24 protein-coding genes are annotated in these 26,176 nt (G+C 66.3%); 8 read left to right on the top strand and 16 right to left on the bottom strand.

Annotation, left to right across the window (positions count from 1 at the left end):
• Position 1: 1 nt before the first annotated feature.
• Positions 2-1,660, top strand: coding sequence for a hypothetical protein (locus ASG11_RS01290; protein WP_055774184.1), 1,659 nt, complete (start codon positions 2-4; stop codon positions 1,658-1,660).
• On the opposite strand, the gene ASG11_RS01285 is transcribed toward ASG11_RS01290, so the two are convergent.
• Complete coding sequence (locus ASG11_RS01285; RefSeq protein ID WP_055774182.1) at positions 1,638-2,783, bottom strand: GNAT family N-acetyltransferase; 1,146 nt, start codon at positions 2,781-2,783, stop codon at positions 1,638-1,640. The genes ASG11_RS01290 and ASG11_RS01285 overlap by 23 nt on opposite strands.
• A gap of 63 nt (positions 2,784-2,846) precedes the next feature.
• On the bottom strand, positions 2,847-3,392 hold the full coding sequence (locus tag ASG11_RS01280; protein WP_443024423.1) for a class I SAM-dependent methyltransferase: 546 nt from the start codon (positions 3,390-3,392) through the stop codon (positions 2,847-2,849).
• Between the two features lie 241 nt (positions 3,393-3,633).
• Here ASG11_RS01280 and ASG11_RS01275 point away from each other — a divergent pair, with 241 nt between their 5' ends.
• Together ASG11_RS01275 and ASG11_RS01270 are read left to right on the top strand one after the other, a co-directional pair.
• Positions 3,634-3,957 (top strand): antibiotic biosynthesis monooxygenase family protein, encoded by a 324-nt coding sequence (locus ASG11_RS01275; protein ID WP_055774178.1) that lies wholly within the window; start codon positions 3,634-3,636, stop codon positions 3,955-3,957.
• Positions 3,954-5,252: an MFS transporter gene (locus ASG11_RS01270; RefSeq protein ID WP_055774176.1), complete on the top strand. Its 1,299-nt coding sequence runs from the start codon at positions 3,954-3,956 to the stop codon at positions 5,250-5,252. The genes ASG11_RS01275 and ASG11_RS01270 overlap by 4 nt, the downstream gene beginning before the upstream one ends.
• A gap of 112 nt (positions 5,253-5,364) precedes the next feature.
• Here ASG11_RS01270 and rarD read toward each other — a convergent pair whose 3' ends face one another.
• Positions 5,365-6,246, bottom strand: a complete 882-nt coding sequence (rarD, locus tag ASG11_RS01265) for an EamA family transporter RarD (RefSeq protein ID WP_055774174.1) — start codon at positions 6,244-6,246, stop codon at positions 5,365-5,367.
• Between the two features lie 154 nt (positions 6,247-6,400).
• Entirely contained in the window at positions 6,401-8,695 is a 2,295-nt protein-coding gene (locus ASG11_RS01260; protein WP_055774173.1) for a CDC48 family AAA ATPase, read from the bottom strand.
• Positions 8,696-9,053: 358 nt separating this feature from the next.
• Between ASG11_RS01260 and ASG11_RS01255 the strand changes: the two genes are divergently transcribed.
• Positions 9,054-9,944 carry a LysR substrate-binding domain-containing protein gene (locus tag ASG11_RS01255; RefSeq protein WP_055774170.1) on the top strand — a complete coding sequence of 297 codons (891 nt, stop codon included), beginning with the start codon at positions 9,054-9,056 and terminating at the stop codon, positions 9,942-9,944.
• A gap of 326 nt (positions 9,945-10,270) precedes the next feature.
• On the opposite strand, the gene ASG11_RS01250 is transcribed toward ASG11_RS01255, so the two are convergent.
• Positions 10,271-10,726, bottom strand: a complete 456-nt coding sequence (locus ASG11_RS01250; RefSeq protein ID WP_055774168.1) for a peptidylprolyl isomerase — start codon at positions 10,724-10,726, stop codon at positions 10,271-10,273.
• Positions 10,727-10,872: 146 nt separating this feature from the next.
• Here ASG11_RS01250 and mgtE point away from each other — a divergent pair, with 146 nt between their 5' ends.
• Complete coding sequence (mgtE, locus tag ASG11_RS01245; RefSeq protein ID WP_055774167.1) at positions 10,873-12,276, top strand: magnesium transporter; 1,404 nt, start codon at positions 10,873-10,875, stop codon at positions 12,274-12,276.
• A 24-nt stretch (positions 12,277-12,300) separates the two neighbouring features.
• Entirely contained in the window at positions 12,301-12,729 is a 429-nt protein-coding gene (locus tag ASG11_RS01240; RefSeq protein ID WP_055774164.1) for a DUF1489 family protein, read from the top strand.
• Positions 12,730-13,553: 824 nt separating this feature from the next.
• Here the strand turns inward: ASG11_RS01240 and ASG11_RS01235 are convergent.
• From ASG11_RS01235 to ASG11_RS01225, 3 genes are all read right to left on the bottom strand, one after another.
• Positions 13,554-14,276 (bottom strand): head GIN domain-containing protein, encoded by a 723-nt coding sequence (locus tag ASG11_RS01235; RefSeq protein WP_055774162.1) that lies wholly within the window; start codon positions 14,274-14,276, stop codon positions 13,554-13,556.
• Between the two features lie 37 nt (positions 14,277-14,313).
• Positions 14,314-15,051 (bottom strand): head GIN domain-containing protein, encoded by a 738-nt coding sequence (locus tag ASG11_RS01230; protein WP_055774160.1) that lies wholly within the window; start codon positions 15,049-15,051, stop codon positions 14,314-14,316.
• A gap of 67 nt (positions 15,052-15,118) precedes the next feature.
• On the bottom strand, positions 15,119-15,817 hold the full coding sequence (locus tag ASG11_RS01225; protein ID WP_055774158.1) for a Crp/Fnr family transcriptional regulator: 699 nt from the start codon (positions 15,815-15,817) through the stop codon (positions 15,119-15,121).
• A gap of 190 nt (positions 15,818-16,007) precedes the next feature.
• Between ASG11_RS01225 and murA the strand changes: the two genes are divergently transcribed.
• The gene (gene murA, locus ASG11_RS01220; protein WP_055774156.1) at positions 16,008-17,306 is read left to right on the top strand and encodes a UDP-N-acetylglucosamine 1-carboxyvinyltransferase; all 1,299 of its coding nucleotides are present in this window, start codon (positions 16,008-16,010) and stop codon (positions 17,304-17,306) included.
• Between the two features lie 4 nt (positions 17,307-17,310).
• On the opposite strand, the gene ASG11_RS01215 is transcribed toward murA, so the two are convergent.
• The 8 genes from ASG11_RS01215 to lgt form a co-directional block, all read right to left on the bottom strand.
• The gene (locus tag ASG11_RS01215) at positions 17,311-17,826 is read right to left on the bottom strand and encodes a phosphoribosyltransferase (RefSeq protein WP_055774154.1); all 516 of its coding nucleotides are present in this window, start codon (positions 17,824-17,826) and stop codon (positions 17,311-17,313) included.
• Positions 17,823-18,830, bottom strand: a complete 1,008-nt coding sequence (locus ASG11_RS01210) for an adenosine deaminase (RefSeq protein ID WP_055774151.1) — start codon at positions 18,828-18,830, stop codon at positions 17,823-17,825. Before ASG11_RS01210 ends, ASG11_RS01215 begins: the two co-directional genes overlap by 4 nt.
• Before the next feature lie 46 nt (positions 18,831-18,876).
• Positions 18,877-19,275 (bottom strand): DUF2147 domain-containing protein, encoded by a 399-nt coding sequence (locus ASG11_RS01205; protein ID WP_236697338.1) that lies wholly within the window; start codon positions 19,273-19,275, stop codon positions 18,877-18,879.
• A gap of 106 nt (positions 19,276-19,381) precedes the next feature.
• Positions 19,382-20,725, bottom strand: coding sequence for a cystathionine gamma-synthase family protein (locus tag ASG11_RS01200; RefSeq protein WP_055774149.1), 1,344 nt, complete (start codon positions 20,723-20,725; stop codon positions 19,382-19,384).
• Between the two features lie 240 nt (positions 20,726-20,965).
• Positions 20,966-21,742 carry a peptidoglycan editing factor PgeF gene (gene pgeF / locus ASG11_RS01195; protein WP_055780006.1) on the bottom strand — a complete coding sequence of 259 codons (777 nt, stop codon included), beginning with the start codon at positions 21,740-21,742 and terminating at the stop codon, positions 20,966-20,968.
• Positions 21,743-21,747: 5 nt separating this feature from the next.
• Entirely contained in the window at positions 21,748-22,257 is a 510-nt protein-coding gene (locus ASG11_RS01190; RefSeq protein ID WP_055774147.1) for a GNAT family N-acetyltransferase, read from the bottom strand.
• Complete coding sequence (locus tag ASG11_RS01185) at positions 22,254-23,357, bottom strand: SAM-dependent methyltransferase (protein WP_082472530.1); 1,104 nt, start codon at positions 23,355-23,357, stop codon at positions 22,254-22,256. Before ASG11_RS01185 ends, ASG11_RS01190 begins: the two co-directional genes overlap by 4 nt.
• A gap of 88 nt (positions 23,358-23,445) precedes the next feature.
• Positions 23,446-24,318: a prolipoprotein diacylglyceryl transferase gene (gene lgt / locus ASG11_RS01180; protein ID WP_082472529.1), complete on the bottom strand. Its 873-nt coding sequence runs from the start codon at positions 24,316-24,318 to the stop codon at positions 23,446-23,448.
• A 65-nt stretch (positions 24,319-24,383) separates the two neighbouring features.
• Between lgt and ASG11_RS01175 the strand changes: the two genes are divergently transcribed.
• Positions 24,384-26,078 carry a class I adenylate-forming enzyme family protein gene (locus ASG11_RS01175; protein ID WP_055774143.1) on the top strand — a complete coding sequence of 565 codons (1,695 nt, stop codon included), beginning with the start codon at positions 24,384-24,386 and terminating at the stop codon, positions 26,076-26,078.
• Positions 26,079-26,176 lie beyond the last annotated feature (98 nt).

Here is a 26,176-nt window from a genome sequence, read left to right as displayed (position 1 = left end):
GATGCAGGGCAAGTTCGAGCAGGGCGGGGAAGACAGGCTGCACTGGTGGCAGACGCGGTGGTTCGTGGCGCTGATGGTGTTCGTCGCCATCATTCCGTTGCTGAAGCCCGATATTCCGCCGCTGGTCGATCTGCCCGGCCATATGGGCCGCTACCGCGTTCAGCTCGACATGAACACGGTGCCGTGGCTGGCCGATTGGTACGATTTCCAATGGTCGATGATCGGCAATCTCGGCATCGATCTGCTGATCGTCCCGCTGGCGCCGGTGTTCGGGCTGGAACTGGCGGTCAAGCTGATCGTGATCTGCATCCCGGCGCTGACCGTGCTCGGGCTGCTGTGGATCGCGCGCGAGGTGCATGGGCGCATTCCGCCGACCGCTCTGTTCGCGCTGCCGCTGGCCTACAGCTTCCCGTTCCAGTTCGGCTTCGTCAATTTCGCGCTGGCGATGGGCATCGCGCTCAACGCCTTCGCCTTATGGCTCAGGATGGCGCGGCTCGGGCATCTGAAGTTGCGTGCCGCGATCTTCCTGCCGCTCTCGGTCGCCTTGTGGATCTGCCACACCTTCGGCTGGGGCGTGCTCGGCGTCCTCGCCTTCTCGGCCGAAATGGTGCGCCAGCACGATGCGATGACCGGGCGGCGTTTGCCCGGCACCCTGTGGCAGCGCGTGCGGCGCGGCCATTGGATCGAGGCATGGTTCAAGGCCGGGCTCAACTGCCTGCCGCTGGCCATTCCGATGGTGATGATGATCGTGTGGCGCTCGGGCGATCACGTGACCGGGCAGACCGGCGACTGGTTCAACTGGCAGGCCAAGATCAGCTGGCTCACCAAGGTGCTGGCCGATCGCTGGCAGGCGTTCGACATCGCCTCGACGGCCTGCCTCTATCTGATCCTGTTCAAGGGGTTCCGCGACCCGAACATCGAATATTCGCGCAACCTCGGCCTGTCGGCGCTGTTCCTGCTCGCGGTGTTCATCGTACTGCCGCGCATCGTGTTCGGCTCGGCCTATGCCGATATGCGCCTCGCTCCCTTCATGATCGCGATCGCGGTGATCGCGCTCCGGCCGCGCCCGGGCCTGTCGATGCGCGGCGCATCGACGCTGGCGATGCTGGGCTGCGCCTTCTTCCTGGTGCGGATGGGCGCGGCGACGGTCAGCTACTGGATGTTCGACCGCACCTATGATCGCGAATTGAAGGCGCTGGATCATGTGCCGGTCGGCGCGCGGCTGGTGACGTTCGTCGGGCAGGAATGCGGCAATCGCTGGTTCATGACCCGGCTGGAGCATTTCCCCGCGCTCGCGCTGGAGCGCAAGCTGGCCTATTCGAACGATCAATGGTCGATGGCCGGCGCGCAGCTCCTGACCACGAAATATACGCTGGCGGGCAAATTCTCGCACGATCCGTCGCAGATCGTCACCAGCATCCAGTGCCCGCGCGAATGGTGGCGTCCGATCAACCGCGCGCTCGCCCGCTTCCCGCGCCAGGCATACGACTATGTCTGGCTGATCGCGCCGCCGGCCTATGACGCGAAGTACAATCAGGGTCTGGTCGAGGTATGGCGCGACGGCACCAGCGTGCTGTTCAAGGTCGATCACTCGCGTCCCGGCGTGTTCGTCAGCGACGCCGAGATTCACCCCAAGATCATCTGGCGGGCGCCCTTCTGAACGGGGTGAGATCGCCGAGATAGTCCTGGTCCGCCGCGACCGACTCCCGTTCGCGCACCAGGAACTCGGCGATCGCGCGGCGGAAGTTCGGATCCGGGATGTAATGCGCTGACCACGTCGTGACCGGCGCATAACCCCGCGCCAGTTTGTGGTCGCCCTGCGCCCCGGCCTCGACCGTCGTCAGGCCGCGCGCGATCGCGGCGTCGATCGCCTGATAATAACAGAGTTCGAAATGCAGGAACGGCACGTCCTCGCGGCATCCCCAATAGCGGCCGTAGAGCGTGTCCGCGCCGATCAGGTTGAGCGCGCCGGCGATCGCCACGCCTTCCCGTTCGGCGAGGATCAGCAGCACCTTGTCGGCCATCTCCCGCCCGAGCAGCGAGAAGAATTCGCGCGTCAGATAGGGGCGGCCCCATTTGCGGCTGCCGGTGTCCTGATAGAAGATCCAGAAGGCGTCCCAGTCCGCCTCGGTGATCGCGTCGCCGGTCAGGTGGCGGATCGTCAGCCCTTCGACCGCTGCCGCGCGCTCCTTGCGGATCGCCTTGCGCTTGCGGCTGGCGAGCGCGTTCAGGAAATCGTCGAAGCCGGCATATCCCTCGTTGCGCCAATGGAATTGCGTGCCGGCGCGGATCAGCCACCCGGCCGCCTCGAACGTCGGCACCTGACCCGGCGCGATGAAGGTTGCGTGGGCGGAAGACAGACGATGCTGGTCGGTCACCGCCTCGATCGCGGCGATCAGCGGCGCGGCATAGGCTTCGTCTATCAGCAGCAGGCGCGGGCCGGGCACGGGAGTGAACGGCGTGGCGACTTGAAGCTTGGGGTAATAGCGCCCGCCGGCGCGTTCCCACGCATCGGCCCAGCCATGGTCGAAGACATATTCGCCCTGGCTGTGGCTCTTGGCATAGGCCGGGGCGATGGCGGCGGGGCGACCGTCGGCGCCGTCGATGAGGATCGGCACCGGCTGCCACCCGGTGCGCGCGGTGGCGCTGCCGGATCGCTCGAGGATCGAGAGGAAGGCATGGCTGAGAAACGGATTGTCCGAGCCCGCGCAGGCATCCCAGTCGGCGGCGGGGATCGCGGCGATGCCGTCGGCGATTCGGGCGGTGACGGCGGTATCTGGCATTGCGGTCTAGGTAGGACGTCGCAGGGTTCGCTCCAAGGCTTGCGCCTCACCCGACCGGGCGGATTATTCCTTCCAGCCCCAATAAAGCTGCGCCGGGGGCACGTTGAACCATTCCATCTCGTGATCGATGTTCGGCAGATAGGGTTCGATGAAGTCGCGGCATTTGGGCGAATATTGATAGACCAGGAATGCGCCGCCCGCGCGCAGCACGTCGCCCGTCGCCTGGCCGATCGCGTCGCCGACTCCGGCCGGCAGCGTCGAGAATGGCAGGCCGGACAGGACGTAATCGGCCTTTTCATGGCCATGATCCTGAACGATCCGGATCACGTCCGCCGCCGAGCCGAGCACGACCGAAAAGCGCGGATCGACGATCTCGTGGCGCAGATAGCGAACGAAATCCTCGTTCGTGTCGATCGCAATATAGGTCGCATCGGCGGGCAGATGTTCGAGGATCGTGTTGCAGAAGGTGCCGACGCCGGGGCCGTATTCCACGAACACCTTGGTGTTGGCCCAGTCGCAACGCTTGAGCATGCGGTTGACCAACGCCTGCGACGACGGGACCAGGGCACCGACCATCACCGGATGCTTGAAGAACCCCTTGAGGAACATGCTCCACGGCGAGGAAACGCCGGCTGCCTGCCGAAGCTGTCGGCGTTGGCGCCGTGCGGCAGCGGTAGAAACGGGCACAGGCAATCCTTGTTCTGGTAACGATTCCGGTGGTCTTGGCGACATGCTGCGGGCATCCGTCGCAAACTTACAACGAACATTCAAGCGCTCGGGTTGCACGCGTGTCAGGTGGAGACGATTTGCACCGTGTTGCACGCGAGGCCGAAACGTCTAAGCGGGTTTAATGCAGGACGACCGGACGGGGCAGATCGCGGTCATCTTCCTGTCGCGCCGCACCGCGGTGGACGATACGGGATATGGCGAGGCGGCGGACGCGATGGAACGGCTGGCGGCGACCCAGCCCGGCTATCGCGGCATCGTCTCGACACGGGGAGCGGACGGTCTGGGTATCACGATCAGCTATTGGGCGGATGAGGCGGCGGCGATCGCGTGGCGCGGCAATGCCGAACATGCCGCGATCCGCGAACGCGGCCGCGCGCTGTGGTACGACAGTTACGAAGTGATCGTGACGCAGGTCGATCGGCACTACGCCTGGACCCGCGCATGAGGGCGGCTGCGAAATCGGCGGCGAAGATCGAACGCGATTTCATCCTGCTGTTCGTCGTGATGTTGACGATCGCGGCGGGCAACACCGCGTTGCAGTCGGTGCTGCCGGCGCTCGGGCGCTCGCTGAAGGTGCCGGACAGCGCGGTGGCGGCGGCGTTCTCGGTTTCGGCCCTGCTATGGGTCCTGTCGGCTCCGTTTTGGGCGCACCGGTCGGACCGGCACGGGCGGCGCGCGATGATCCTGCTCGGGCTGGGCGGTTTCACCAGTTCGCTGCTGCTGTGCGGCCTGGCGCTGACCGCCGGGATCAACGGCTGGATCGGCGGGGTCACGGCGTTCGTCGCGTTCATCGCCGGGCGGCTGCTCTACGGCACGTTCGGGTCCGCCGCACCCCCGGCGGTGCAGGCGCTGGTCGCCGGACGAACGACGCGCGAGGAGCGGACGCGGGCGCTGACCCTGCTCGGTTCGGCCTTCGGGCTGGGCACGATTCTGGGCCCGGCGATCGCCCCGTATCTCACGCTCGGCCATATCGGCAGGATCGAGATCGGGCTGGCCGGCCCGGCCTTTTTCGCCGCCGCGTTCGGCGCGTGCATCTTCGTCGCGGTCCACCGCATGCTGCCCAACGATCTGGTGCCGCAGCCCGGCACGCACGGTGCGGCGATCGCCTACCCCTCGGTCGGCGGGCAATCCACCGGGGCCAGCGTGACGGCGGCGACGCACGAGGTGAGCGAACCGGTGCGCTATACCGATGCGCGGATCCGCAGTTGGATGATCATGGGCCTGATCATGGGGCATGCGCAGGCGATGACGGGCCAGGCGATCGGCTTTCTGGTGATCGACCGGCTGCATGTCGCGCCGGTCGAGGCGTTGCAGCCGACCGGACTGGTGCTGATGATGGGCGCCGGGTCCGCGCTGCTGGTCCAGTGGGGGCTGATTCCGATCCTGAAGCTCGACCCCAAGCGGCTCGTGCTGGTCGGGCTGGTACTGGCGGCGGCGGGCTGCGCGCTTACCGGGATCGCGACGTCGTTGTACAGCATCGCCATCGCCTATGCGCTGGCCTCGGCGGGGTTCGGCTTCACGCGGCCAGGCTTTACCGCCGGGTCGTCGCTGGCGGTCGGGCCGGAGGCGCAGGGGTCGGTGGCGGGCAAGGTCACGTCGGTCAACGGTGCCAGCTTCGTGCTCGGCCCGTCGATCGGGGTCGGCTTGTACGAGGCACAGCATTCGCTGCCGTATCTGACGGCGGCGGCGGCTTTGGTGGTGGTGTTCTTCTACGGCTGGAAGGCGCTCAGGACGGTTTAGGACGCCGCCTTTTATGTCATCGTTCGTGCCGAGCCTGTCGAAGCACGTACCCCGAACGCGCGCTCGCGCCCGAAACACGCCCTTCGGCAAGCTCGGGACGAGCGGTTGCGGGTCAATCGCTCACCAGCACGTTCGCGCGCCGCGCCGCCAGCGTCGTGCCGGTCAGATAGATGCCAAGCGAGAGCCAGATCAGCGCGAACGCCGTCCATTGCGCCACGCTCAGCATCTCGCCGAACACCGCGACCGCGAGAATCAGTTGCAGCGTCGGCGCGAGATATTGCAGCAGCCCGAGATCGCTGTAGCGGACCCGCTTGGCCGCGGCGGCGAACAGCATCAGCGGGATCGCGGTGACGATGCCGGCGACCGGCAGCAGCCCGAAGCTCGGCCCATGCGCGAGCGACGTGCCGGCCAATGAAAGCCACAGCAGCGACGGCGGCGTGAGGATCGCCGTCTCGATCAGCAGCCCGTCGAGCGCGTCGACCGGCGTCACCTTGCGGATCAATCCGTACAGGCCGAACGAGAAAGCGAGCGTCAGCGGGATGACCGGCACGCCGCCCTGTTCGTAGGCGAGAAACGCCACCCCGCACGCGGCGAGCGCCACCGCCAGCGCTTCGATCCGCCCCAGCCGTTCGCGCAGGATCAGCGTGCCGAGCATCACGTTGACCAGCGGATTGATGAAATAGCCGAGGCTCGCCTGCGCGACATGGCCGCCATTGACCGCGAAGATGTAGCACAGCCAGTTGACCCCGATCAGCATGGCGGACGCGGCGAGCGCGAGCATCAGCCGCGGCGTGGCGACGATGCGCCGCAGCGCCGGGCCGTGGCGGAAGATCGCGGCGAGGATGATCAGCAGTACCAGCGACCACAGGATGCGGTGCGCGAGGATATCCGGCGCGGGCAGCGGCTTCAGCAGCTTCAGGAACAGCGGCAGCAGGCCCCAGATCGCATAGGCGGCGACGGCATAGACGATGCCGGGATTGATCTTGCGGGTCATGCAATGCCCGTTGCGGGTTGAGCGATGTCGGTCAACCTTCTCCCCTCCCTGGAAGGGAGGGACGGGGGTGGGTTGCTATCGAGTGAGCGTCGATCTCACCCCCTGCCGACCCACCCCCAACCCCTCCCTTCCAGGGAGGGGAGAAGAGCGAGTCTCAGTCCGCGCCCTTCGACCCGTGCGGCTTCAACTGCCCCGGCGAGATGAACCCGATCGGCTGCAGCGCCGACGCGTCCTGCTTCAGCTGTGCCGCGATCTGCTGGTAATCGCGCTCCATGTCGGGCGTCACCGAGGCGCGGGAATCGGTCAGCGCTTCCTCGAAATGCGCCATCGTCACCTCGCGGATATCGAGCGAGGAACGCAGCGCGACGAGGCCGGCACGACGCACCAGATCCTCGAGATCCGCCCCGGTGAAGCGTTCGGTGCGCCCGGCCAGCACGCCAAGATCGACATCGCCGGCCAGCGGCATCTTCGCGGTCTGGATCTTCAGGATGCGCTCGCGGCCGGCGGCATCGGGCAGGCCGACATAGATCAGCTCGTCGAAGCGGCCGGGGCGCAGCAGCGCGGGATCGATCAGGTTGGGCCGGTTGGTCGCGCCGATCACGACGACCGATTGCAGTTCCTCCAGCCCGTCCATCTCGGCCAGGATCGTGTTGACCACGCGCTCCGTCACCTGCGGCTCGCCCATGCCGCTGCCGCGCGTCGGCACCAGCGAATCGAGTTCGTCGATGAACAGCACGCACGGCGCGACCTGCCGCGCACGGCTGAACAGGCGGGCGATCTGCTGCTCGCTCTCGCCATACCATTTGCTCAGCAGGTCGCTCGATTTGGTGGCGATGAAATTGGCCTGCGCCTCGCGTGCGACCGCTTTCGCCAGCAACGTCTTGCCGGTCCCGGGCGGGCCATAGAGCAGGAAGCCCTTGGCTGGGCGGATGCCCAGGCGACGGAACGCGTCCGGATCCTTCAGCGGCAGTTCGACGCCTTCCTTCAGCCGGTTCTGCGCCGCATCCAGTCCGCCGACATCCTCCCAGCGAACCTTGGGCGCCTCGACCATCACCTCGCGCATCGCGCTCGGCTGGACGCGCTTGAGCGCATCGAGGAAATCCTCGCGGGTGACGGCCAGTTCGTCGAGCACTTCGGGCGGAATCGTGCCTTCGGACAGATTCAGCCGGGGCATGATCTTGCGCACCGCCTCGATCGCGGCTTCGCGCGCGAGTGCCGCCAGATCGGCACCGACGAACCCATAGGTCGTGGCTGCCAGCTCGTCGAGATCGACCTTGTCGCCCAGCGGCATGCCGCGCGTATGGATGCCCAGGATCTCGCGCCGTCCGCGTTCGTCGGGCACGCCGACCACGATCTCGCGATCGAACCGCCCCGGCCGGCGCAAGGCCTCGTCGATCGCCTCGGGCCGGTTGGTCGCCGCGATGACCACGACGTTGGCGCGCGATTCCAGCCCGTCCATCAGCGTCAGCAACTGCGCGACGAGCCTTTTCTCCGCCTCGCCCGACACCTGTCCACGCTTCGGCGCGATCGAATCGATCTCGTCGATGAACACGATTGATGGCGATGCCTTCTGCGCCTCCTCGAACACCTGGCGCAGACGCTGTTCGGATTCGCCATAAGCGGATCCCATAATCTCCGGTCCGTTGATCAGGAAGAATTCGGCGGCGGATTCGTTGGCGACCGCGCGCGCGAGGCGCGTCTTGCCGGTGCCGGGCGGGCCATAAAGCAGCACGCCCTTGGGCGGATCGACGCCGAGCCGCTGGAACAGTTCGGGATAGCGCAGCGGCAGTTCGACCATCTCGCGCAATTGGTCGATCGTGCCGCCCATGCCGCCGATATCGTCATAGGTGACGTCGGCGCGGCGCGCCTCTTTCGGCTCCTCATATTCCGGGCGCAGTTCGATCTCGGTCGTCTCGTCGACATGCACCACGCCCTTGGGGGTGGTGGAGATCACCGCGAGCCGGATCTCCTGCAGCGCATAGGCCGGCGCGCGCAGGAATTGCTGCACGCCCGGCGGCATGTCGTCGACGCGCTGCTGCCCGGCGGTGGCGACCACGTCGCCCTGAGTCAGCGGGCGGCCGAAAAAGGTCCGCTTCAGCGCCTGGGACGAGCCCTGCAGCCGCAGGTTCTGTTGCGCGGGGGCAAACACGACCCGCGTCGCCGGCTTCGATTCGACCTTGCGCACTTCGACATAATCGCCCGATCCGACCCCGGCATTGGCGCGCTGCAGCCCGTCGATGCGCAGCAGGTCGAGCCCCTCATCCTCTGAATAGGGCGCGACGGCGCGGGCGGGGGTGGAGGACTTGCCGACGATCTCGATCACGTCGCCTTCGGCCAGCCCCAGCGCCGCCATCATCGAACGCGGCACGTGCGCCAGGCCGCGCCCGCTATCTTCGGGGCGGGCGTTGGCGACCTGCAATTTACGGATCGGTGTTTCGCTATCGGCCATCTTGTCTCTCAAACGCGGAATACGATTCTTCAGCGTGCGAGATAGGAAGCGGGTTCCGGGAATACGAGAAGAGCGGCGGCGGGTGGTGGCGCTTTGCGGCGTCGAAGCGGCCCAAGTCGTTGAAAAGACAAAAAAAGGGCCAGCCCCGAAAGGCCGGCCTTGAAAAGTTTTAGGAGAGGATGCCTGAAAGGCCCGATCTTTCTGCGCCCCGGCTGAAAATTGTGCAAGTGCGAAAAGAATCGCCGTGGTTGCATTTTTTGCACGCATTGCCGACATAATACGAAGGTGGAATGCGCGCTTCGGGTTGTCAGACGCTTGGGTGCGGTGCAGCATGTCGGCATGAAGGATCGGAGGGTCGATGCGTAGATTACCGCCGCTGACCGCGATCGAGGCGTTCGTGCAGGTCGCGCGCCTGGGGTCGATCAAGGCCGCCGCGCAGGAACTGGCATTGTCGCCGCCCGCGCTCAGCCGGCGGGTGCAGGCGCTGGAGCGCTTCATCGGCAAGCCGCTGTTCGAACGGCGCCATCAGGCGGTGGTGCTCAACATGGATGGCGAACGACTGCTGGCGCAGATCGCGCCGGCGATCGACAGCCTGTCGGACGCGGTCGAGACGATGACGAGCGGCGCGGACGTGCTGCGGCTGCGGCTCGGCATCCTGCCGCTGTTCGCCTCGCAACGGCTGTTCCCGAAGCTCGGTGAATTGCGCGCCAAGCATCCCGAACTGCATCTCGATATCGACACCGCGGCGCATGGCGTTTCGCGGCTCGGCGACGGGCTGGACGCGGTGATCGCGCTGGCACGGGAAATCGATCCGACTTTGTATGCCAAGAGGCTGGATCGCAATTCGGTCTATGTCATCGGGTCGAAAGCGCTGATCGAGGGGCCGAACCCGATCACCAAGCCGGACCAGCTTGCCGGGCTGACCGCTTTGGTCCACCGCGACATGCCCGATACGTTCAGTGCCTGGCGACGCGCGGCCGGGCTGCGCGACATGGAGCCGCTGGCGATCGACCATTTCGATTCCGGGCAATTGATGCTGGAGGCGGCGGCGCAGGGGCTGGGCATCGCGTTCATGCACGAAAGCCATTTCGAGGATGCGCGCGACGACCGGCTGGTGCGCCTGTTCGATATCGCGGTGGAAAGCCCGTACAGCTATTGGTTCGTCTGCCGCCCGCGTGCGCTGACGCAGAAACCGGTACGGCTGTTCCACGACTGGCTGATCGAGGCGGTCGCGGATTCGGATGTTTGAACGATAGCGGTGAGGGGCTTATCCCGACGGACGGCGGCATCCTGCCGTCGATTCAGAGGAGAAAAGCCCAATGTCTTTTGGTGACTTTTGCCTCTTCCTTGCGGCGTTGTTTGCCTTTGCCACCTTGATTCTCAAGGTGGTCGAGGTAGCTCGCCGCAAGTAGGCAACGGGAGGGGGGCAGGCGGCAACCTGCCTCCCGAACGGCCTGAAAAAGGTGAACCCCCGCCACGGCAATGACGGGGGTTCGGATTCAGAGGCATAAAGCCAATATCTTTTGGCAGATGGTATCTACACCCGCCGCGTTACCATTTCAATACCGTCGATCCTCAGGCGGCACTCGCCTTGACGATCTTGCCCGGGGTGCGGGGCGGTTCGCCCTTGGGCAGCGCATCGACCGCGTCCATGCCGTCGGTCACTTCGCCCCATACGGTGTACTGGCCGTCGAGGAAGCGGGCATCGTCGAGGCAGATGAAGAACTGGCTGTTGGCCGAATTCGGGCTCTGCGCGCGCGCCATCGAGGCGACGCCGCGGACATGCGGCTCCTTGGAGAATTCGGCCTTGAGGTTCGGCTTGTCGGAACCGTGCATGCCGGTGCCGGTCGGGTCGCCGCCCTGCGCCATGAAGCCGTCGATCACGCGGTGGAACACCACGCCGTCATAGAAACCGTCATTGGCGAGCTCGCCGATGCGGGCGACATGCTCGGGCGCCAGATCGGGGCGCAGCTTGATCTTCACCTCGCCGGTGTCGAGCGTCAGGGTCAGCGTTTCGAAAGTATCGGCCATTGTGGGCTCCTGGGATTGGAATGCTTGGCGCAGGTAGCGATGCGCTGCCTCAGTTGCAATGCGAAGGCGCTGGGCGACCGGGCGGGGATGACGAACGCCGGCCCTTGGGTTAGGGGCGGGGCACGCATGGCACATGGAGGTCGAAGATGAGCGAAGTCGACCTGATCCCCCAGGAGGACGAAGACGCCACGCAATTGGACGAGGACGATCGTCTGAAGCCCGAATTCGTGCGCAAGGTGCTGGATCGGGTCGAGGAAGGCAACGACGAGGCGGCGCGCGCTTTGGTCGAACCGCTGCATCCCGCCGACATCGCCGATCTGTTCGAACTGACCCCGAACGAACGTCGCGCCGATCTCGCCAAGGCGCTGACCGATCTGCTCGACGGCGACGTGTTCGCCGAGATGAACGATTACGTCCGCGAGGATCTGATCGATTCGCTCTCCGCCACGCAGGTCGCGGACATCGCCTCCGAACTCGATACCGACGATGCCGTCGCGATCATCGAGGACATGGAGCCGGAGGATCAGCGCGAGGTGCTGCGCGCGCTCGACCCGGACGATCGCGCCGCGATCGAGGAGGCGCTGAGCTATCCCGAGGAATCCGCCGGCCGCCTGATGCAGCGCGAGCTGATCGCGGTGCCCGAGCATTGGAGCGTCGGCGACGCGATCGATTACCTGCGCGGGCACGAGGAACTGACGACCGATTTCTGGGAGATCTTCGTCGTCGATCCCGCGCACAAGCCGGTCGGCACGTGCCAGCTGTCGTGGATCCTGCGCACACCGCGCACCGTCTCGATGGCCGACGTCATGAAGCGCGAACAGACCCTGATCCCGGTCGACATGGACCAGGAAGAGGTGGCGCTGCGCTTCCAGAAATACGCTTTGATCTCGGCCGCGGTGGTCGATCCCGGCGGGCGGCTGGTCGGCATGATCACGGTCGACGACATCGTCCACATCATTTCCGAGGAAGCGGGCGAGGATATCCTGCGCCTGTCGGGTGCCGGCGAAGGCGACATCAACGAACCGATCGCTTTGACGGTGCGGACGCGGATCACGTGGCTGGTCGTCAATCTCGGCACGGCGATGCTCGCCGCGTCGGTGGTCGGGCTGTTCCAGGGCGAGATCGCGCGCTTCGCGTTGCTTGCGGTGCTGATGCCGATCGTCTCGGGCATGGGCGGCAATGCCGGCACGCAGACGCTGGCCGTGGTGGTCCGGGCGCTCGCCACCAACCAGCTGACCAGTTCGAACACCGGCCGGATGATCGCGCGCGAATTCACCATCGCCGCGTCGAACGGCGCGATGCTCGGCGTGCTGATCGGCCTCGGCACGTGGTTCGTCTTCGGCAATCACGATCTGGCGATCGTCATCGCGATGGCGATGGTGATCAACAACCTGATCGCCGGTCTGGCTGGCGTGCTGGTGCCGGTGACGCTGGAGCGGGCGGGGGTAGACCCGGCCGTGTCCTCCGCCGTGTTCGTGACGATGATGACCGACGTGATGGGGTTCCTGTCGTTCCTTGGTCTGGCGACCTTGTGGGGCCTTGGCGGGTAGCGCACGGCTCCCCAAATATCTGAAATGACGCTGCATCTCACCAAAGTCGCGTTCGGCGTCGACAGCCTGGAAAGTTTCGTCGAACGCTGGCGCGCGCGGGAGGGGCTGCCACCCTACGAACTGACCACGCGCTATCTGCCCAAGCGGCACGCGGAGATCGCCGGGCCGGATGCGGACCCGGAAGCCGGCGGGGGTTCGCTCTACTGGATCCTCAAGCACCAGCTGGTCGCACGATCGCGCATCGTCGGGTTTGGCGAAGCGGAGGGCGGGCGCGTGGCGATCCGGCTCGATCCCAAACTGGTGCTGGTCCACGGCCGCCCGAAACGTGCGCATCAGGGCTGGCGCTATCTGGACGGCGCGGACGCCCCCGCCGATCTGGCCGAAGGCGCGGAACTGGATGACGCGATGCCGGCCGGGCTGATCGGGAAATTATCGGCGCTGGCGTTGATTTGAGGGCGGCTTTCAACTACTTGTTGACAGCCTAGAAGTGGCCCTCACGCGCCAGAGAGCGGCTATAGCTTGTGCCGAAATGGCCGTTGATAAGCGCCACGGCGAGCTGCTGGGTAGCCGCATGATTATAATTTTTTAGTGATCCCTCGTCACTATGGGCGCGTACCTGCTTATCATGGATAATAACATGCATCGATCAATGTTTGCGCTTGGTTTTACTCTGGCGGCCTGTTCTGCCGGCCATTCTGAAGAACCGATGACTCTGGAACAGAGAACCGCGGAAATTGCGCGCTTAATGAATACTGTCGCCCCAAAGGAACTCGGAAACGGTCTGACATTGATATCCGTCTCTTCTGAGGGAAAGACGTTGGTGATGTCCCTGAAGGGCTTAGTCGAGTGGCGGCCGTCTGTCTCAGATGCCGAAGTGGCTAAGATCTTGGGCGCGTCCCTTTGCGAAAACCGGAACATACAGGCAGCGGTGCGCAACGGAGCACTTTTTCGCATTGATGGCTTGACCGTCGAGGGCAAACGACTGCCTCCGCTATATGTCTGTAGCGGACAGTGACCAGTCGCCAAACTCCGCAAATTGCTACCAAGCACCTAAAGCCACCAGATCGCGCTCTACCAAATTCAGAAATCATTCCTGTCCTACAAGCCCGCTATCTGTCAGGTTCGCGGCGCTCTTTCCCATGGTCGGTTCCCCGAGCGGTTCCCGTGCTGCGACACCTCGACAGTGTGACCTTAGTGTGATCTTTGCCTAATAAACAGGCAGCCCCAGTCGCGCGAAAGGGTTCGTTGGTTCACCTTCCAAATATACCCGGTGCCACTCAGGGCGCCGCCGCCGCCCCGCAGTTCACCGGCCCCTGCACGTTCTTGTTCACCACGCAGGTGGGCGTGCCCAGCACCGTCACCGCGCCGATGCCGGCGGCATTGACGTTGGCGATGTAACGGGCCCGGGCGATTGTCTCCCCGTTGCCGTCGGTGCGCAGCGTAAGGTCGTCGGCGACGAGCTTGTCCGCCACGATGCGGGTGGAGCCGTTGGCGCTGAGGCGCGCGCGTGCCGCCTTGCCGGCCAGCGTCAGCGTGCCCGAACCGGTCACCGTCGCGATCAGCTGGTCGGCGGCGAGTCCGCTCGCGGTCAGTGCCCCGCTGCCGGTCAGTGCCAAGGTGAGCCGCTGGCCGCGCATCGGGCCGGTAATGGTCAATTGTCCGCCGCCGATCACGGTCGCGGCGGTCAGATTAAGCGTGGAGACCCGGATCACGGTCGCGGTCGGGCTTTGCGTCGGCCTCTTCGCGGCGGCCTGTTCCTCCCAGGCGCCGGTGCCGGCGCGCACGATCAGCGTATCGCCCTCGACGCGCAGGTCGAGCCGGTCGGTGCTGCGCGTGTCGCCCTCGGCCTTGCCCGACGGCGCCTTGCCGAGCGTCAGTTCGATCTTGAACGGTCCGTCGACCCGGATACGTTCGAAGCTGCTGACCGAATAGGTCCGCTCCGCCGCATTGGCGGGGACGGCGAGCAGCAAGAGGGGGGCGAGCGCGAGGAATCGGAGCATGCCACCGGCATCCTCCGATTCCTCGCGATGCGCAAGTTCAGCCGCAGGTCGCGTCGCCCGATCCGATCTTGGACACCGAGCATTTCGCGCCCTTGCCGAGATCGGCATCGCCCGATCCCACGATCGACACCTTGGCCGCGCCGGTGACGTTCGCCTTCACGCTGCCCGATCCGGCGATCGAGACGTCCGCCCCGTCGGATTTCACCCCGGCGGCATCGACGTCGCCCGATCCGGCGATGCTGACCTCCAGCGCGCGGACGCTGCCGGCGAGTTTCATGCCGCCCGATCCGGCGATGTCGAACGTACCCTTCTCGACGCTCAGCGCCGCGATCGACAGGTCGCCCGAACCCGCGGTGTTGGCGTCGAAATCCTGGCCCTCGACGCGGTCGATCGTCATGTTGCCGGAACCGGCGATGTTCGCCTTGGCGACGCGCGGCATCGTGACATAGACAGTCACCTTGCCCTTGCTGTTGTCGCCGCCGATCCAGCCCATGCCGTTCTTGTCGATCCGCCCGATCTTCAGTTCGTCGCCGTCGCGCTCGATCTTCAATTTGTCGAGTTCCTCCGATGGTCCCTCGGCGCGGATCGAGAAGCCGGTGCCGACGCGCACGTCGACATCGTCGGAACCGCGCAAGGTGACGCCAGTGAAGTCGGAGACCGCGAAGGTGCGCGCGGTGCCGCTGCCCGTGCCGGTGACCCCGGGCTTGGAATCATGCCCGTTCGCTCCGAACGAGCAGGCGGCGAGCGGCAGGGCCGCGAGGACGATGAAGCGCATGGAGACTCTCCCAATGTGTGTTGTTTGTCTAACACACTGGTGAGGGCCGTGCAAGGCGGCTGTTCGGCTACCGTGCTTCGGGCAGCCAGCCGAGGTCGAGCCCGGCATAGCGATCGACGTAATTCGCCTCCCGCGCCAGCGCGCGTTCGTCGGTGAAGGCGATCCGGCCGCCTTCGCGGGCGATCAGCTTCTCCTCTTCCAGCTGGCGCAGCATGCGGTTGACATGGACGGCGGTGAGGCCGGTGGCGTCGCCGATCTCCTCCTGCGTCAGGCCGAGTACGAAGCTGTTGCCGATGCTCTTGTTCATCATGCGCAACCGGTTGCGCATCTCCAGCAGCACGGCGGCGACGCGTGCCTTGGCGGACGTGCGGCCCAATGCGGCGAGCCGGTCGGTCAAGGCGGCGCGCTCGATCTGGTTGTAGACCAGGATCAGCGCGGCCAGGCGCGGATGCTCGGCGATCAGGCGGGACATGGCGGAGCGCTCGAACGGGCAGACCACGCAATCGGTCAGCGCGGTGATCGTCTCGGGCGCTTCCGAATAGACGAGGCTCGACACCGCCAGCATGTCGCCGGGAAACAGGAAGCGCAGGATCTGGCGGCTGCCATCGTCGAGCAGCACCGATGTCATCATCGTGCCCTTGCGCAGCATGAACATCTCGCCGGCGCGGTCGTTCTCGCGCACCAGCGTCCCGCCGCGGCGGAGCGACCGCTCGCGCTCCTCGAGCCTGTCGAGGGCGGCGTGCTCGGACGGAGTCAGCGCGGCCATGCCGCTCAAGCGCTCCGCAAAACAACTCCCTGGCACCCGGTCCGTCCCCCCAATAGCATCCACCAAGAGCATCGCCCGGGAATCGCTGCATTAAAGTCGATCAAGGCGCGGGGCCGATACGGCGGGCCGATCGGCACGGCGGCGGGCGGCGCACTTGCGCGGGCGTGGGCAGGCGATAAAGCTTTCGCCCATGGACAGAATTCTCATTCGTGGCGGCAATCGCCTTTCCGGCCGCCTGCCGATCTCCGGTGCGAAGAACGCCGCGCTGACGCTGATGCCGTGCGCCCTGCTGACCGACGAGCCGCTGACGCTGCGCAACCTGCCGCGCCTCGCCGATGTCGACAGTTTCGGGCATCTGCTCAACCAGCTCGGAGCCTCGACCCAGATCGAGGGCAGCCGACCGGAGGATTTCGGCCGCGTGATGACGATCCGCGCCGGCAAGCTCACCTCGACCGAAGCGCCGTACGATATCGTGCGCAAGATGCGCGCCTCGATCCTGGTGCTCGGCCCGCTGGTCGGCCGGGCGGGCGAGGCGACGGTGTCGCTGCCCGGCGGCTGCGCGATCGGCAACCGCCCGATCGACCTGCATCTGAAGGCGCTGGAGGCGATCGGTGCGGAGATCGAACTGGCGGCGGGCTATGTGAAGGCGACCGCGCCCGGAAAATCAGGGGGCGGCGGGCGCCTGTCCGGCGGGCGCTATACCTTCCCGGTCGTGTCGGTCGGGGCGACCGAGAACGTCGTGATGGCGGCGACGCTGGCCAAGGGCACGTCGGTGATCGAGAATGCGGCGCGCGAGCCGGAGATCGTCGATCTGTGCAACTGCCTCGTCGCGATGGGCGCGAGGATCGACGGGATCGGCACCGAGACGCTGACGATCGAGGGCGTCGATCGCCTGCACGGCGCGACCTATGCCGTGATGCCCGACCGGATCGAGGCGGGCAGCTATGCCTGCGCGGCGGCGATCACCGGCGGGTCGGTCGAACTGGTCGGCGTGGGGATGGACAATAACCGCGCGACGATCGCGGCTCTGGTCCAGGCCGGCGTGAGCGTCGAGGAACGCGGCGGCAGCCTGTTCGTCGATGCGCCCGACCGGCTGGGCCCGCTGACGCTGTCGACCGCGCCCTATCCCGGCTTCGCCACCGACATGCAGGCGCAGTTCATGGCGATGCTGACCAAGGCCGACGGGGCCAGCGTGCTGACCGAGACGATCTTCGAGAACCGCTACATGCACGTGCCCGAACTGGCGCGGATGGGGGCCGATATCAAGGTCAGCGGCCGCACCGCGATCGTGCGCGGCGTGCCCCGGTTAACCGGCGCGCCGGTGATGGCGACCGATCTGCGCGCCTCGATGAGCCTGATCATCGCCGGCTTGGTGGCGGAGGGGCAGACCGAGGTCGGCCGCGTGTATCACCTCGACCGCGGCTATGAGCGGCTGGAGGAGAAATTGAGCGCGGTCGGCGCGGATATCGAGCGCGTCGGAGACGGCTGAGCGGTCAGGCGATCCGTTCCGGCACCGCGGCCGAATCCTGCGCGATCACCGCGTCCGGCGCGACCGCCTCCCATGGGAAGATGAACCAGTCCTTGGTCACGCGGCGGTCGATCGTGCGGGCGCGATACTCGACGGTCTGTGACGAACTGACATTGTCGATCAGCGTGGCGAACCGGATGCTGCCCGGCACCGCGTCGCTATCGGCCAGTTTCGCGCGCAGATGGGCGATGGTGCGACCGGAATCGTTGATGTCGTCCAGAAACAGCAGGCGCTCACCGCCCTGCGTGCGCCTGGCCAGCTTCACCAAGGGTTCGTCGGCGAAGTCCTTCACCTGGCTCGAATAGTCCACCGACAGCATCGGCAGGCCGGTCGCATGGCTCAGAAACACGGCGGGGGCGAGGCCACCGCGGCCGACGCCGATGATGAAATCGGGCTTCCAATCGTCCTCGGCCAACGCCGCCGCCAGCGTGTGGATCGCGGCGACGAACTCGGCCTGCTCGATCGGGGTGAAGGTGGTCATGCGGCATGCTCCACATAGGCATCGAGTGTGGCGAGGTGCCCGGCCACGACATCGTCCGGCAGGAAACTGCCAAGGAAGGAATTGCGCGCCAGCAGGGCCAAATCGCCCCGGTCCAGCCCGCGCGCGGCGGCGGCGGCGCGATAATTGTCGGCGATATACCCGCCGAAATAGGCCGGATCGTCGGAATTGATCGTCGCGCGCAGTCCTTCGCGCAGCATGCGGTCGATCGGATGATCGGCCATGTCGTCCACGACGCACAGCTTGAGGTTGGACAGCGGGCAGACGGTCAGCGTCATGCCCATGCGTGCCAGGCGGGCGGTGAGCACCGGATCCTCCAGGCTGCGATTGCCGTGGTCGAGCCGGTCGATGTGGAGCAGGTCCAGCGCCTGATGGACGTATTCGGGCGGCCCTTCCTCGCCGGCATGCGCGACGAGCTTCAGCCCCAGCGCGCGTGCCTGCGCGAAGACCCGGGCGAACTTCTCCGGCGGATGGCCGAGTTCCGACGAATCGAGCCCGACCGCGTCGATCTTGTCGATCCACGGCCGCGCGGCCTCCAGCGTCGCGAACGCGTCGTCCTCGTCGAGGTGGCGCAGGAAGCTCATGATCAGTTTCGAGGTCAGGCCGTGCTTCGCCTCCGCCTCGGCCATGCCGGCGAGCAGGCCCTCGATCACCGTGGCGAAGGGGATGCCACGCGCGGTATGGGTCTGCGGATCGAACATGATCTCGGCATGAACCACGCCGTCCGCCGCCGCACGGTCGAAATAGGCGACGGCTAGGTCGCGGAAATCGTCCTGCTCGCGCAGCACGTCCGCCCCGGCATAATAGATGTCGAGGAAATCCTGCAGGTTGGAGAAGGCATAGGCCGCGCGCACGTCCTCGACGCTGGCGAAGGGGATCGCGACTTGGTTGCGCCTGGCCAGCGCGAACATCAGTTCGGGCTCCAGGCTGCCTTCGATGTGCAGGTGAAGTTCCGCCTTGGGCAGGCCGGTGATGAAATCTGTCATGTCGCCTTCATCGCCCGATCGCGCGGATCGAGCAAGCACGCGTTCGTCAGCGCATCCGGGTCCAAGTCTGGCTCTTGCAACCCAGCCCCGCGATCACGCAGCCTTCGCCGACCAATGTGTTGGCATCCATCTGGCGGATCGTGCCGGTCACGCTCTGGCCGATATCGGGGATCAGCACGCTGCCGCTCCACTCGCCCGGGCCTTCCTCGACGAAATCCTCGAACAGCATCGTACCGACCAGCGGCATGCCCGCCTTGGCCTGCGCCTCGGGGGACGCCCAGATCACCTTGCCGCACATCGCATCGCCGCAACGCTGGAACGTGACCCGGACGTTTTTCTTGGGATTGGTCCACACGCCCTTGGGCGCGGCATTGGCGGCGACGGCCATCGTCGCGGCCGGTATCATGGCCAGGGCGGCAAAAGCCGCTATCAATGGTTTCCGCATCGCTTGCGCTCCGTTATCAATGGCTTGCATTGCATCGAAGCGCCTGAGCGGCGGATGAATGGCGATCGCGCGGAAGGCGGCCGATCCTCCCGCGCGACAGCCTCGATCAGATCGCGTCCAGCGCCTGGGTGAAGTCCGCGATCAGATCGTCCGCGTCTTCCACGCCGATCGAGATGCGCACGAGATTGTCGGTGATGCCCAGTGCCTGCTTGCGCGCTTCCGGCACCGACAGATGGGTCATCGCCGCCGGGTGCGAGGCGAGCGTCTCGGTGCCGCCGAGGCTCACCGCCAGCTTGGCGATCTTCAGCGCGTCGAGAAAGGCGAACGCCTCCGTCTCGCCACCCTTGACGATCAGCGAGAAGGTGCTGCCCGCGCCGGTGCAGTGGCGGGCATAGATGTCCGCCTGCCGCTCCATGCCCGGCGTATCGGCGAGGAAGCCGAGATAGCCGACGCGTTCGACCTTCGGGTGCGAGCGCAGGTAATTGCACACCTTCACCGCATTCTCGCCCGCGCGGCTCATGCGCAATTCCAGCGTCTCCAGGCTGCGCATCAGCATCCAGGCGGTGTTGGGATCGCAGATCGTGCCGATCGTGTTGCGCATCAGGCGGATCGTGTTGATGTGCGCCTTCGATCCCAGCACGCCACCGGCGACCAGATCGCTATGTCCGCCGGCATATTTGGTCAGCGAATAGACCACGATGTCGGCGCCGTGCTTCAGCGGTTGCAGCCACAGCGGGCCGAGGAAGGTGTTGTCGATCGCGATCGGCGGCGTGGGCGAGCCGGTGAAGATCGCGTCGCGGCTCGCCGCCACGGCCTGGATATCGACCAGGGCATTGGTCGGATTGGCCGGGCTTTCGAGATAGATCAACGCGACATTGCCGGCCTGCGAGGCTTGCGTCAGCACCGCGTCGATCTCCTCACGCGTCGCGCCGGCGGGAAAATCGAGCCAGTTGACCCCGAACTTGCCGAGGATGCGGCCGATCAGCGTCTCGGTCGCGGCATAGAGCGGGCCGGAATGGACGATCGTGTCGCCCGGCTTGACCATCGACAGGAACAAGGTGGCGATCGCCGACATGCCGGAGGAGAAGACCAGTGCATCCTCCGCTTCTTCCCACACGCCGAGCCGGTCCTCGAGGATCTCCTGGTTCGGGCCGTTGAAGCGCGAATAGACCAGGCCTTCCGATCCGCCGGGACGCTTGCCGGTCACGCCCTCGAAATGGCGCTTGCCGGCGGCGGCGTTGGGGAAGACATAGGTCGAGGTGGCGAAGATCGGCGGTTTCAACGATCCTTCCGACAGCATCGGATCGTAACCGTGGCCCATCATCATCGTGGACGGCTTCAGCTTGCGGTCGCCGATCTTTTCGATCGAGGCCTTGGGCTTGGTGCGCGCGGCGACGCCGGTCAGGTCGACTTCTGTCTGGTCCGGGGTCTGGTCGGTAGGGTTCGGCATTGGGGGTAACTCCTGGGGATTCGGCCCGTCTGATGCGAGCATGTAGTATCGCCCTATACTATCCTCCCCGGTACGGGGAGGGGAACTGCCATGGGACGGGGAGGGCCATGCCAACTTCCGTCATCCTGACCCGTTTCAGGATCCATCGTGCCACAAGCAGAGCCGTAAACGGTGGAGAGATGGATCCTGAAACGAGTTCAGGATGCCGGCGCATATGGGGCGGGAATGCGCCTCTCTTTTTTACAGGCCGATGATCGAGATTTGCCGGCCATAGCCCGTTTCGCCGGCATGCGTGGCGCGGCGGAAGCTGAAGAAGCGGTCGGCGTGCGCATAGGTATCGAGCCCCGAAGCCTCGATCCGCGTCAGCCCGGCGGCGGCAAGTCGGTGGACGACATAGGCCTCCAGATCGAACTGGTAATGGCCGGGCTTGCCGGGGGCGAAGAAGCGTTCGTTGGCCGGGTCCGCCGCCTCGAACCGGCGGGCGAAAGCGTCGTCCACCTCGTAGCTGGCGCGCGCGATGCAGGGTCCGATCGCCGCGGCGATGCGGTCGCGTTTCGCGCCGAGCGCCTCCATCGCGGCGATCGTCGACTCCGTCACGCCGCCGATCGCGCCCTTCCACCCGGCATGCGCCGCGCCGATCACGCCCGCCGCGAGGTCGGCGAACAGCACCGGCGCGCAATCGGCGGTGATGATGCCGATCGCCAGGCCCGGACGATCGGTGACGAGGGCATCCGCGCGGGGCCGAAGGCGGTCCTCGTAGGGCGCGAGAACCGTGACGCAATCGGCGGAATGGATCTGATAAGGCGAAAGCAATTGCGCGCCGGGCAGCACGGCGTCCGTCGCTCGCGCGCGGTTTGTGGCGACCGCTGCGCGGTCGTCATCCGATCCGATGCCCACGTTGAGACCGGCATAAATGCCGGTGGAGACGCCGCCGCGCCGCCCGAGAAAGCCGTGTGCGACGCCGTCCAGCGCGCGCGCGCGGATCACGTCGACGGGTTGGGGGACGGATTCGGGCATGTCGGTCACAATACCAGCCGCATCAGATTGTCGTCGTCCACCGTCTCGCCCACGCGGAAGGCATAGCGGCCGATATCGCGGAAGCCATAGCGTTCGTAGAAACGGTGCGCGCGGTGGTTGTCGACATAGACGCTCAGGATGACTTCCTTCGCGCCGTGGCTGCGGCTGTGCTCCAGCGCCCAGGCCATCAATTCCTGCGCCACGCCCTGCCCCTGCCATGGCCCGAGCACGTAGAATTGATAGAGTTCGATCGCGTCCGGGCGCCATTCGCCGGGGAAGGTGACCGGCCCCATCTTGACGAAGCCGACGATCTGATCGTCCTCCAGGGCCAGACGGACGGCGAAATCGGGATCGGAAAGTTGCGCCGCGAGACCGTTCGCGCCGAACGCCTCATCGAGGAATGCCGCGAGATCGGACTGGCGATAGAGCGTGCCGAACGTCTCGGTGAAGCTGCGCCGGGCCATGGCCGACAGCGCGGGACCGTCGATCGCGCGAGCATCACGATACGCGATCATGCGAACCCTTCCGGGGCGGGCCAGCCCGGCGCGGTGATCGCGATGGCCTTGAACAGCGTGCCCATCGTCTCGACCAGACGGTCGCGATCGGCGGCGACGCCGGCGGCGCGATCGGGCGCGGCCTGCGCCAGCGCGGCAGCGCGCGGGGCGATCCCAAGGCGGGTGAGAAACATGCCTTGGTCGGTCGGTCCGTGGCCGTTTGCGCCAAGCGTGATCGCGGCGGCGAGCAGCGTGGCAAAGTCGACATGCGCGGTCAGGTCGTGTTCGCCCGGGGCTTCGAACGGGTTGGCGAATTTATGCGCGCGCATCGCCTGGAGCGTGTCGCCGACCGCCGGGCCTTCGTAACCATAGTCGATCGCCAGCAAGGCGCCGCCCTGTGCGACGATGCGGGTGGCGAGATCGCGCATGATGCCGACGCTGGCGGGCGAGGTTTCGACGATCGAGCCGGGCGGCGCATCGCGCAGGGGTTCGGGCAGGACGGCGTCGGGCACCTGTTTGCCGGCGATCGGCAGGAACAGAATGTCCTGGCAGGCGACGAGGCGCTCGTGCCAGCCGCCGATCGTGCGCACCAACTGGCGGATCGGCAGCGCGTCGAAGAATTCGTTGGCGATCACGATCAGCGGGCGATCGCCGGGGAGCGTGGCGACGCTGTCGTGCCAGCTCGCTTCGCCCATGCGTTCGGCCTGTGCCTTGCGGAGCGTGGGGCTGGTTTCGACGAAATGCACCGGCGGCGCGAGGCCGGCCTTTCCCATCGCCCGCAACGCATCGGCGGCGAGCGTGCCGCGGCCGGGGCCGAGTTCGACCCAGGCGATGTCCGGGCGGCCCGCGCGATCCCACAGGTCGGCGCACCACAGCCCGATCAGTTCGCCGAACATCTGGCTGATCTCGGGCGACGTGGTGAAATCCCCGCCCGTGCCGAGCGGATCGCGCGTCGCGTAATAGTGCGCGTTGGCGGCGGCCATATATTGCGCGATCGAGATCGGCCCGGCCAGCGTGATCGCACGGGCGAGCCGGTCGGGCAGCGGCGTTTCCAAATCCCCCTCCCGCTTGCGGGAGGGGCTAGGGGAGGGCCTGTTTGCGGAAGGGTCGGGATCGGTCATTGGCAGCGCCACATGCCCTCCCCCAGCCCCTCCCGCAAGCGGGAGGGGAGTTAAGATTGGCTCCCTCCCGCAAACGGGAGGGGAGTTTTCACGCGACGCTCTCGCTGCCGGCGATCGGTTCGATCCGCTCGCGGCGGCCCGCCGAGGTGGCGATCAGATACGCCCCGCCGAGGATCATCGGGACGCACAGCCACTGGCCCATGTGCAGGCCGCTCGCCTGCACGAAGGTGTCGGCGAACTGCGCATCGGGCTCGCGGAAGAATTCGACGATGAAGCGCGCGACGCCATAGCCGAGCACGAACAATCCGACGAGCCGGCCCGGCGCATAGCGCGCATTGGTCTTCCAGAACGCGAACCACAGCAATGCGAACAGCAGGATCCCCTCGAGGCCGGCTTCGTAGAGCTGGCTCGGGTGGCGCGCGACGTCGTCGCCGGTGCGCGGGAAGACGATCGCCCAGGCGGCGTTGCTCGGCTTGCCCCACAATTCGCCGTTCACGAAATTGGCGAGGCGGCCGAACAGCAGGCCCAGCGGCACGACGCAGGCGACGTAATCGTGGATGCGCAGCCAGTTCAATTTGTTGGCCCGCGCGAACAGGATCAGCGCCAGCGAGGTGCCGATGACGCCGCCATGAAACGACATGCCGCCGTCCCACAGCTTGAAAACCTGCCACGGGCTGAGCAGCATGTCCGGCGCGTAGAAGATCACGTACCCGAGCCGTCCGCCGAGGATGATGCCGAGCGTCGCGTAGAAGACGAGATCGTCGGCATGGCGGCGGGCCATCGGCGCGCCGGGCTGGGCGAGCAGTTTCAGCAGATACCACCAGCCGCTCAGGATGCCGGCGATATAGGCCAGCGAATACCATTTGATCTGGAAGAAGCCGAGATTCACCGCCACGGGATCGAGCCCGAGATCGGCGAAATGCAAATGCGGCTGAACGGCGGCGGCGGCAGACAGGATCAAGGCTTTTCCCCAAGCTTTGATGCCCTCATAAGGACCGCCGGGCCCAAGACCAAGCGGAGAGAATGATGCGGACGACACTCGACCAGCGGATGGACGACGGACTGGCCGCGCTGACGGCTGCGCAACTGCCGCTGGGCGAGATCGAGCTGAACGGCGTGACGCTGCCGATGATCGCCGCCGCGCCGCCGGCCCTGTCCTATTATTTCGCGCATTATTCCGCCGAGCATCGGCAGGCCACGTTCCTCGTCGCGGGCGAGGAGCGGCTGACCTTCGGGCAGGTGTATGACGAGGCGCACAAGGTCGCGCGCGCGCTGGCCGGGCGCATCGCCGTCGGCGACCGGGTCGGCATCGCGATGCGCAATTCGCCGTCGTGGATCACGCTGTACATGGGCATCACGATGGCCGGGGGCGTCGCCTGCCTGCTCAACGGCTGGTGGCAATCGGAAGAACTGGCCGACGCGATCGCCGAGGTCGAATGCGGCCTGATCTTCGCCGACGGCCCGCGCGTGAAGCGGCTCGCCGGCATCGCTGCGTTCGCCGTGCCGGTGGTCGCGATCGACGATACGCTGCCGCTCGGCGAAGCGCTGGCGGCGGTGACGGACGGCGCGCCGGACGTGGCGCTGCCCGCGCTCGGCGGGGATCATGATGCGACGATCCTGTTCACCTCCGGGTCCACCGGCCAGTCCAAGGGTGCGCTCAGCGATCATCGCGCCGTGCTGCAGGCGGTGTTCAACTATCTGGCACAAGCGCTGGTGATGCTCGGCATCGCGACCGAGGACGGCAGTCCGCCGACGACCCAGCCCGCCACGTTGCTCAACGTGCCCCTGTTCCACGTCACCGCCGAAGTGCCGGTGTTCCTGCAAAGCTTCGCGATGGGCCGCAAGCTCGTGCTGATGCCGAAATGGGATGCGGAGGAGGCGATGCGGCTGATCCAGGCGGAGGGCGTGACCTATTTCGTCGGCGTGCCGCTGATGAGCTTCGAGATCCTGACTCACCCCAATCGCCCGCACTACGACCTCTCCACCGTCACCGATTTCGCCGCCGGCGGTGCGCCGCGCCCGGTCGATCACGTGCGGCGCATCAAGGAGGAGATGGCCGGACCGAAGGGCGGGGGCGCGCCGCTCCTCGGCTATGGCCTGACCGAGACCAACGGCATCGGCTGCGGCAATTGGCGCGACAATTACCTCGCCAAGCCGAATTCGACCGGGCGCGCCTCCGCGCCGTTGGTCGATCTCGCGATCCTCGACGGCGCGGGCCGCGCGGTGGCGCAGGGCGAGCGCGGCGAGGTCGGCATCCGGTCGGTGTGCAACTTCAAGGAATATTGGGGCCGGCCGGAGGCGACCGCCGCCGCCTTCACCGCCGACCGCTACTTCCTGACCGGCGATATCGGCTATCTCGACGCGGAAGGCTATCTGTTCATCGTCGATCGCAAGAAGGACATCATCATCCGCGGCGGCGAGAACATCTCCTGCCAGGAGGTCGAGGCGGCGATCTACGAGAATCCGCGCGTGGCGGAGGCGGCGGTGTTCGGGCTGGCCGACGAACGCTACGGCGAGGTGCCGGCGGCGGTGGTCGTCTACCGCCCGGGCGAGGAGATGACCGCCGACGAACTGTGCGCGTACCTGTCCGCGCATATCGCGGCGTTCAAGGTGCCGCAGCGGATCTGGACGTCGCTCGAGCCGTTGCCGCGATTGGGGACCGAGAAGATCGACAAGGTGTCGTTGAAGGCGACGTACCGGGCCTTGGCGGCGGTCGGCTAAGCTCCCCTCCCTGGAAGGGAGGGGCCGGGGGGGGGTTGGTATGGGGTGGGGACAACGCTCCTTCGAGAGCGACCCACCCCCAACCCCTCCCTTCCAGG

The organism is Sphingomonas sp. Leaf357 (assembly GCF_001423845.1).
Classification (GTDB): Bacteria; Pseudomonadota; Alphaproteobacteria; order Sphingomonadales; family Sphingomonadaceae; genus Sphingomonas.
This window is presented reverse-complemented; position numbering and strand designations above follow the sequence as displayed.

Bases quoted from the DNA above. Each gene is read 5' to 3' on its own strand.
- ASG11_RS01290 (WP_055774184.1), top strand. From the start codon at position 2: ATGCAGGGCAAGTTCGAGCAGGGCGGGGAAGACAGGCTGCACTGGTGG.
- ASG11_RS01230 (WP_055774160.1), bottom strand. From the start codon at position 15,051: ATGCGCTTCATCGTCCTCGCGGCCCTGCCGCTCGCCGCCTGCTCGTTC.
- murA (WP_055774156.1), top strand. From the start codon at position 16,008: ATGGACAGAATTCTCATTCGTGGCGGCAATCGCCTTTCCGGCCGCCTG.
- ASG11_RS01235 (WP_055774162.1), bottom strand. From the start codon at position 14,276: ATGCTCCGATTCCTCGCGCTCGCCCCCCTCTTGCTGCTCGCCGTCCCC.
- ASG11_RS01225 (WP_055774158.1), bottom strand. From the start codon at position 15,817: ATGGCCGCGCTGACTCCGTCCGAGCACGCCGCCCTCGACAGGCTCGAG.
- ASG11_RS01280 (WP_443024423.1), bottom strand. From the start codon at position 3,392: ATGTTCCTCAAGGGGTTCTTCAAGCATCCGGTGATGGTCGGTGCCCTG.
- ASG11_RS01240 (WP_055774164.1), top strand. From the start codon at position 12,301: ATGACGCTGCATCTCACCAAAGTCGCGTTCGGCGTCGACAGCCTGGAA.
- ASG11_RS01210 (WP_055774151.1), bottom strand. From the start codon at position 18,830: ATGACAGATTTCATCACCGGCCTGCCCAAGGCGGAACTTCACCTGCAC.
- ASG11_RS01185 (WP_082472530.1), bottom strand. From the start codon at position 23,357: ATGACCGATCCCGACCCTTCCGCAAACAGGCCCTCCCCTAGCCCCTCC.
- ASG11_RS01250 (WP_055774168.1), bottom strand. From the start codon at position 10,726: ATGGCCGATACTTTCGAAACGCTGACCCTGACGCTCGACACCGGCGAG.
- mgtE (WP_055774167.1), top strand. From the start codon at position 10,873: ATGAGCGAAGTCGACCTGATCCCCCAGGAGGACGAAGACGCCACGCAA.
- rarD (WP_055774174.1), bottom strand. From the start codon at position 6,246: ATGACCCGCAAGATCAATCCCGGCATCGTCTATGCCGTCGCCGCCTAT.
- ASG11_RS01260 (WP_055774173.1), bottom strand. From the start codon at position 8,695: ATGGCCGATAGCGAAACACCGATCCGTAAATTGCAGGTCGCCAACGCC.
- ASG11_RS01205 (WP_236697338.1), bottom strand. From the start codon at position 19,275: ATGCGGAAACCATTGATAGCGGCTTTTGCCGCCCTGGCCATGATACCG.
- ASG11_RS01200 (WP_055774149.1), bottom strand. From the start codon at position 20,725: ATGCCGAACCCTACCGACCAGACCCCGGACCAGACAGAAGTCGACCTG.
- ASG11_RS01275 (WP_055774178.1), top strand. From the start codon at position 3,634: ATGCAGGACGACCGGACGGGGCAGATCGCGGTCATCTTCCTGTCGCGC.
- ASG11_RS01190 (WP_055774147.1), bottom strand. From the start codon at position 22,257: ATGATCGCGTATCGTGATGCTCGCGCGATCGACGGTCCCGCGCTGTCG.
- pgeF (WP_055780006.1), bottom strand. From the start codon at position 21,742: ATGCCCGAATCCGTCCCCCAACCCGTCGACGTGATCCGCGCGCGCGCG.
- ASG11_RS01215 (WP_055774154.1), bottom strand. From the start codon at position 17,826: ATGACCACCTTCACCCCGATCGAGCAGGCCGAGTTCGTCGCCGCGATC.
- ASG11_RS01285 (WP_055774182.1), bottom strand. From the start codon at position 2,783: ATGCCAGATACCGCCGTCACCGCCCGAATCGCCGACGGCATCGCCGCG.
- ASG11_RS01255 (WP_055774170.1), top strand. From the start codon at position 9,054: ATGCGTAGATTACCGCCGCTGACCGCGATCGAGGCGTTCGTGCAGGTC.
- ASG11_RS01175 (WP_055774143.1), top strand. From the start codon at position 24,384: ATGCGGACGACACTCGACCAGCGGATGGACGACGGACTGGCCGCGCTG.
- ASG11_RS01270 (WP_055774176.1), top strand. From the start codon at position 3,954: ATGAGGGCGGCTGCGAAATCGGCGGCGAAGATCGAACGCGATTTCATC.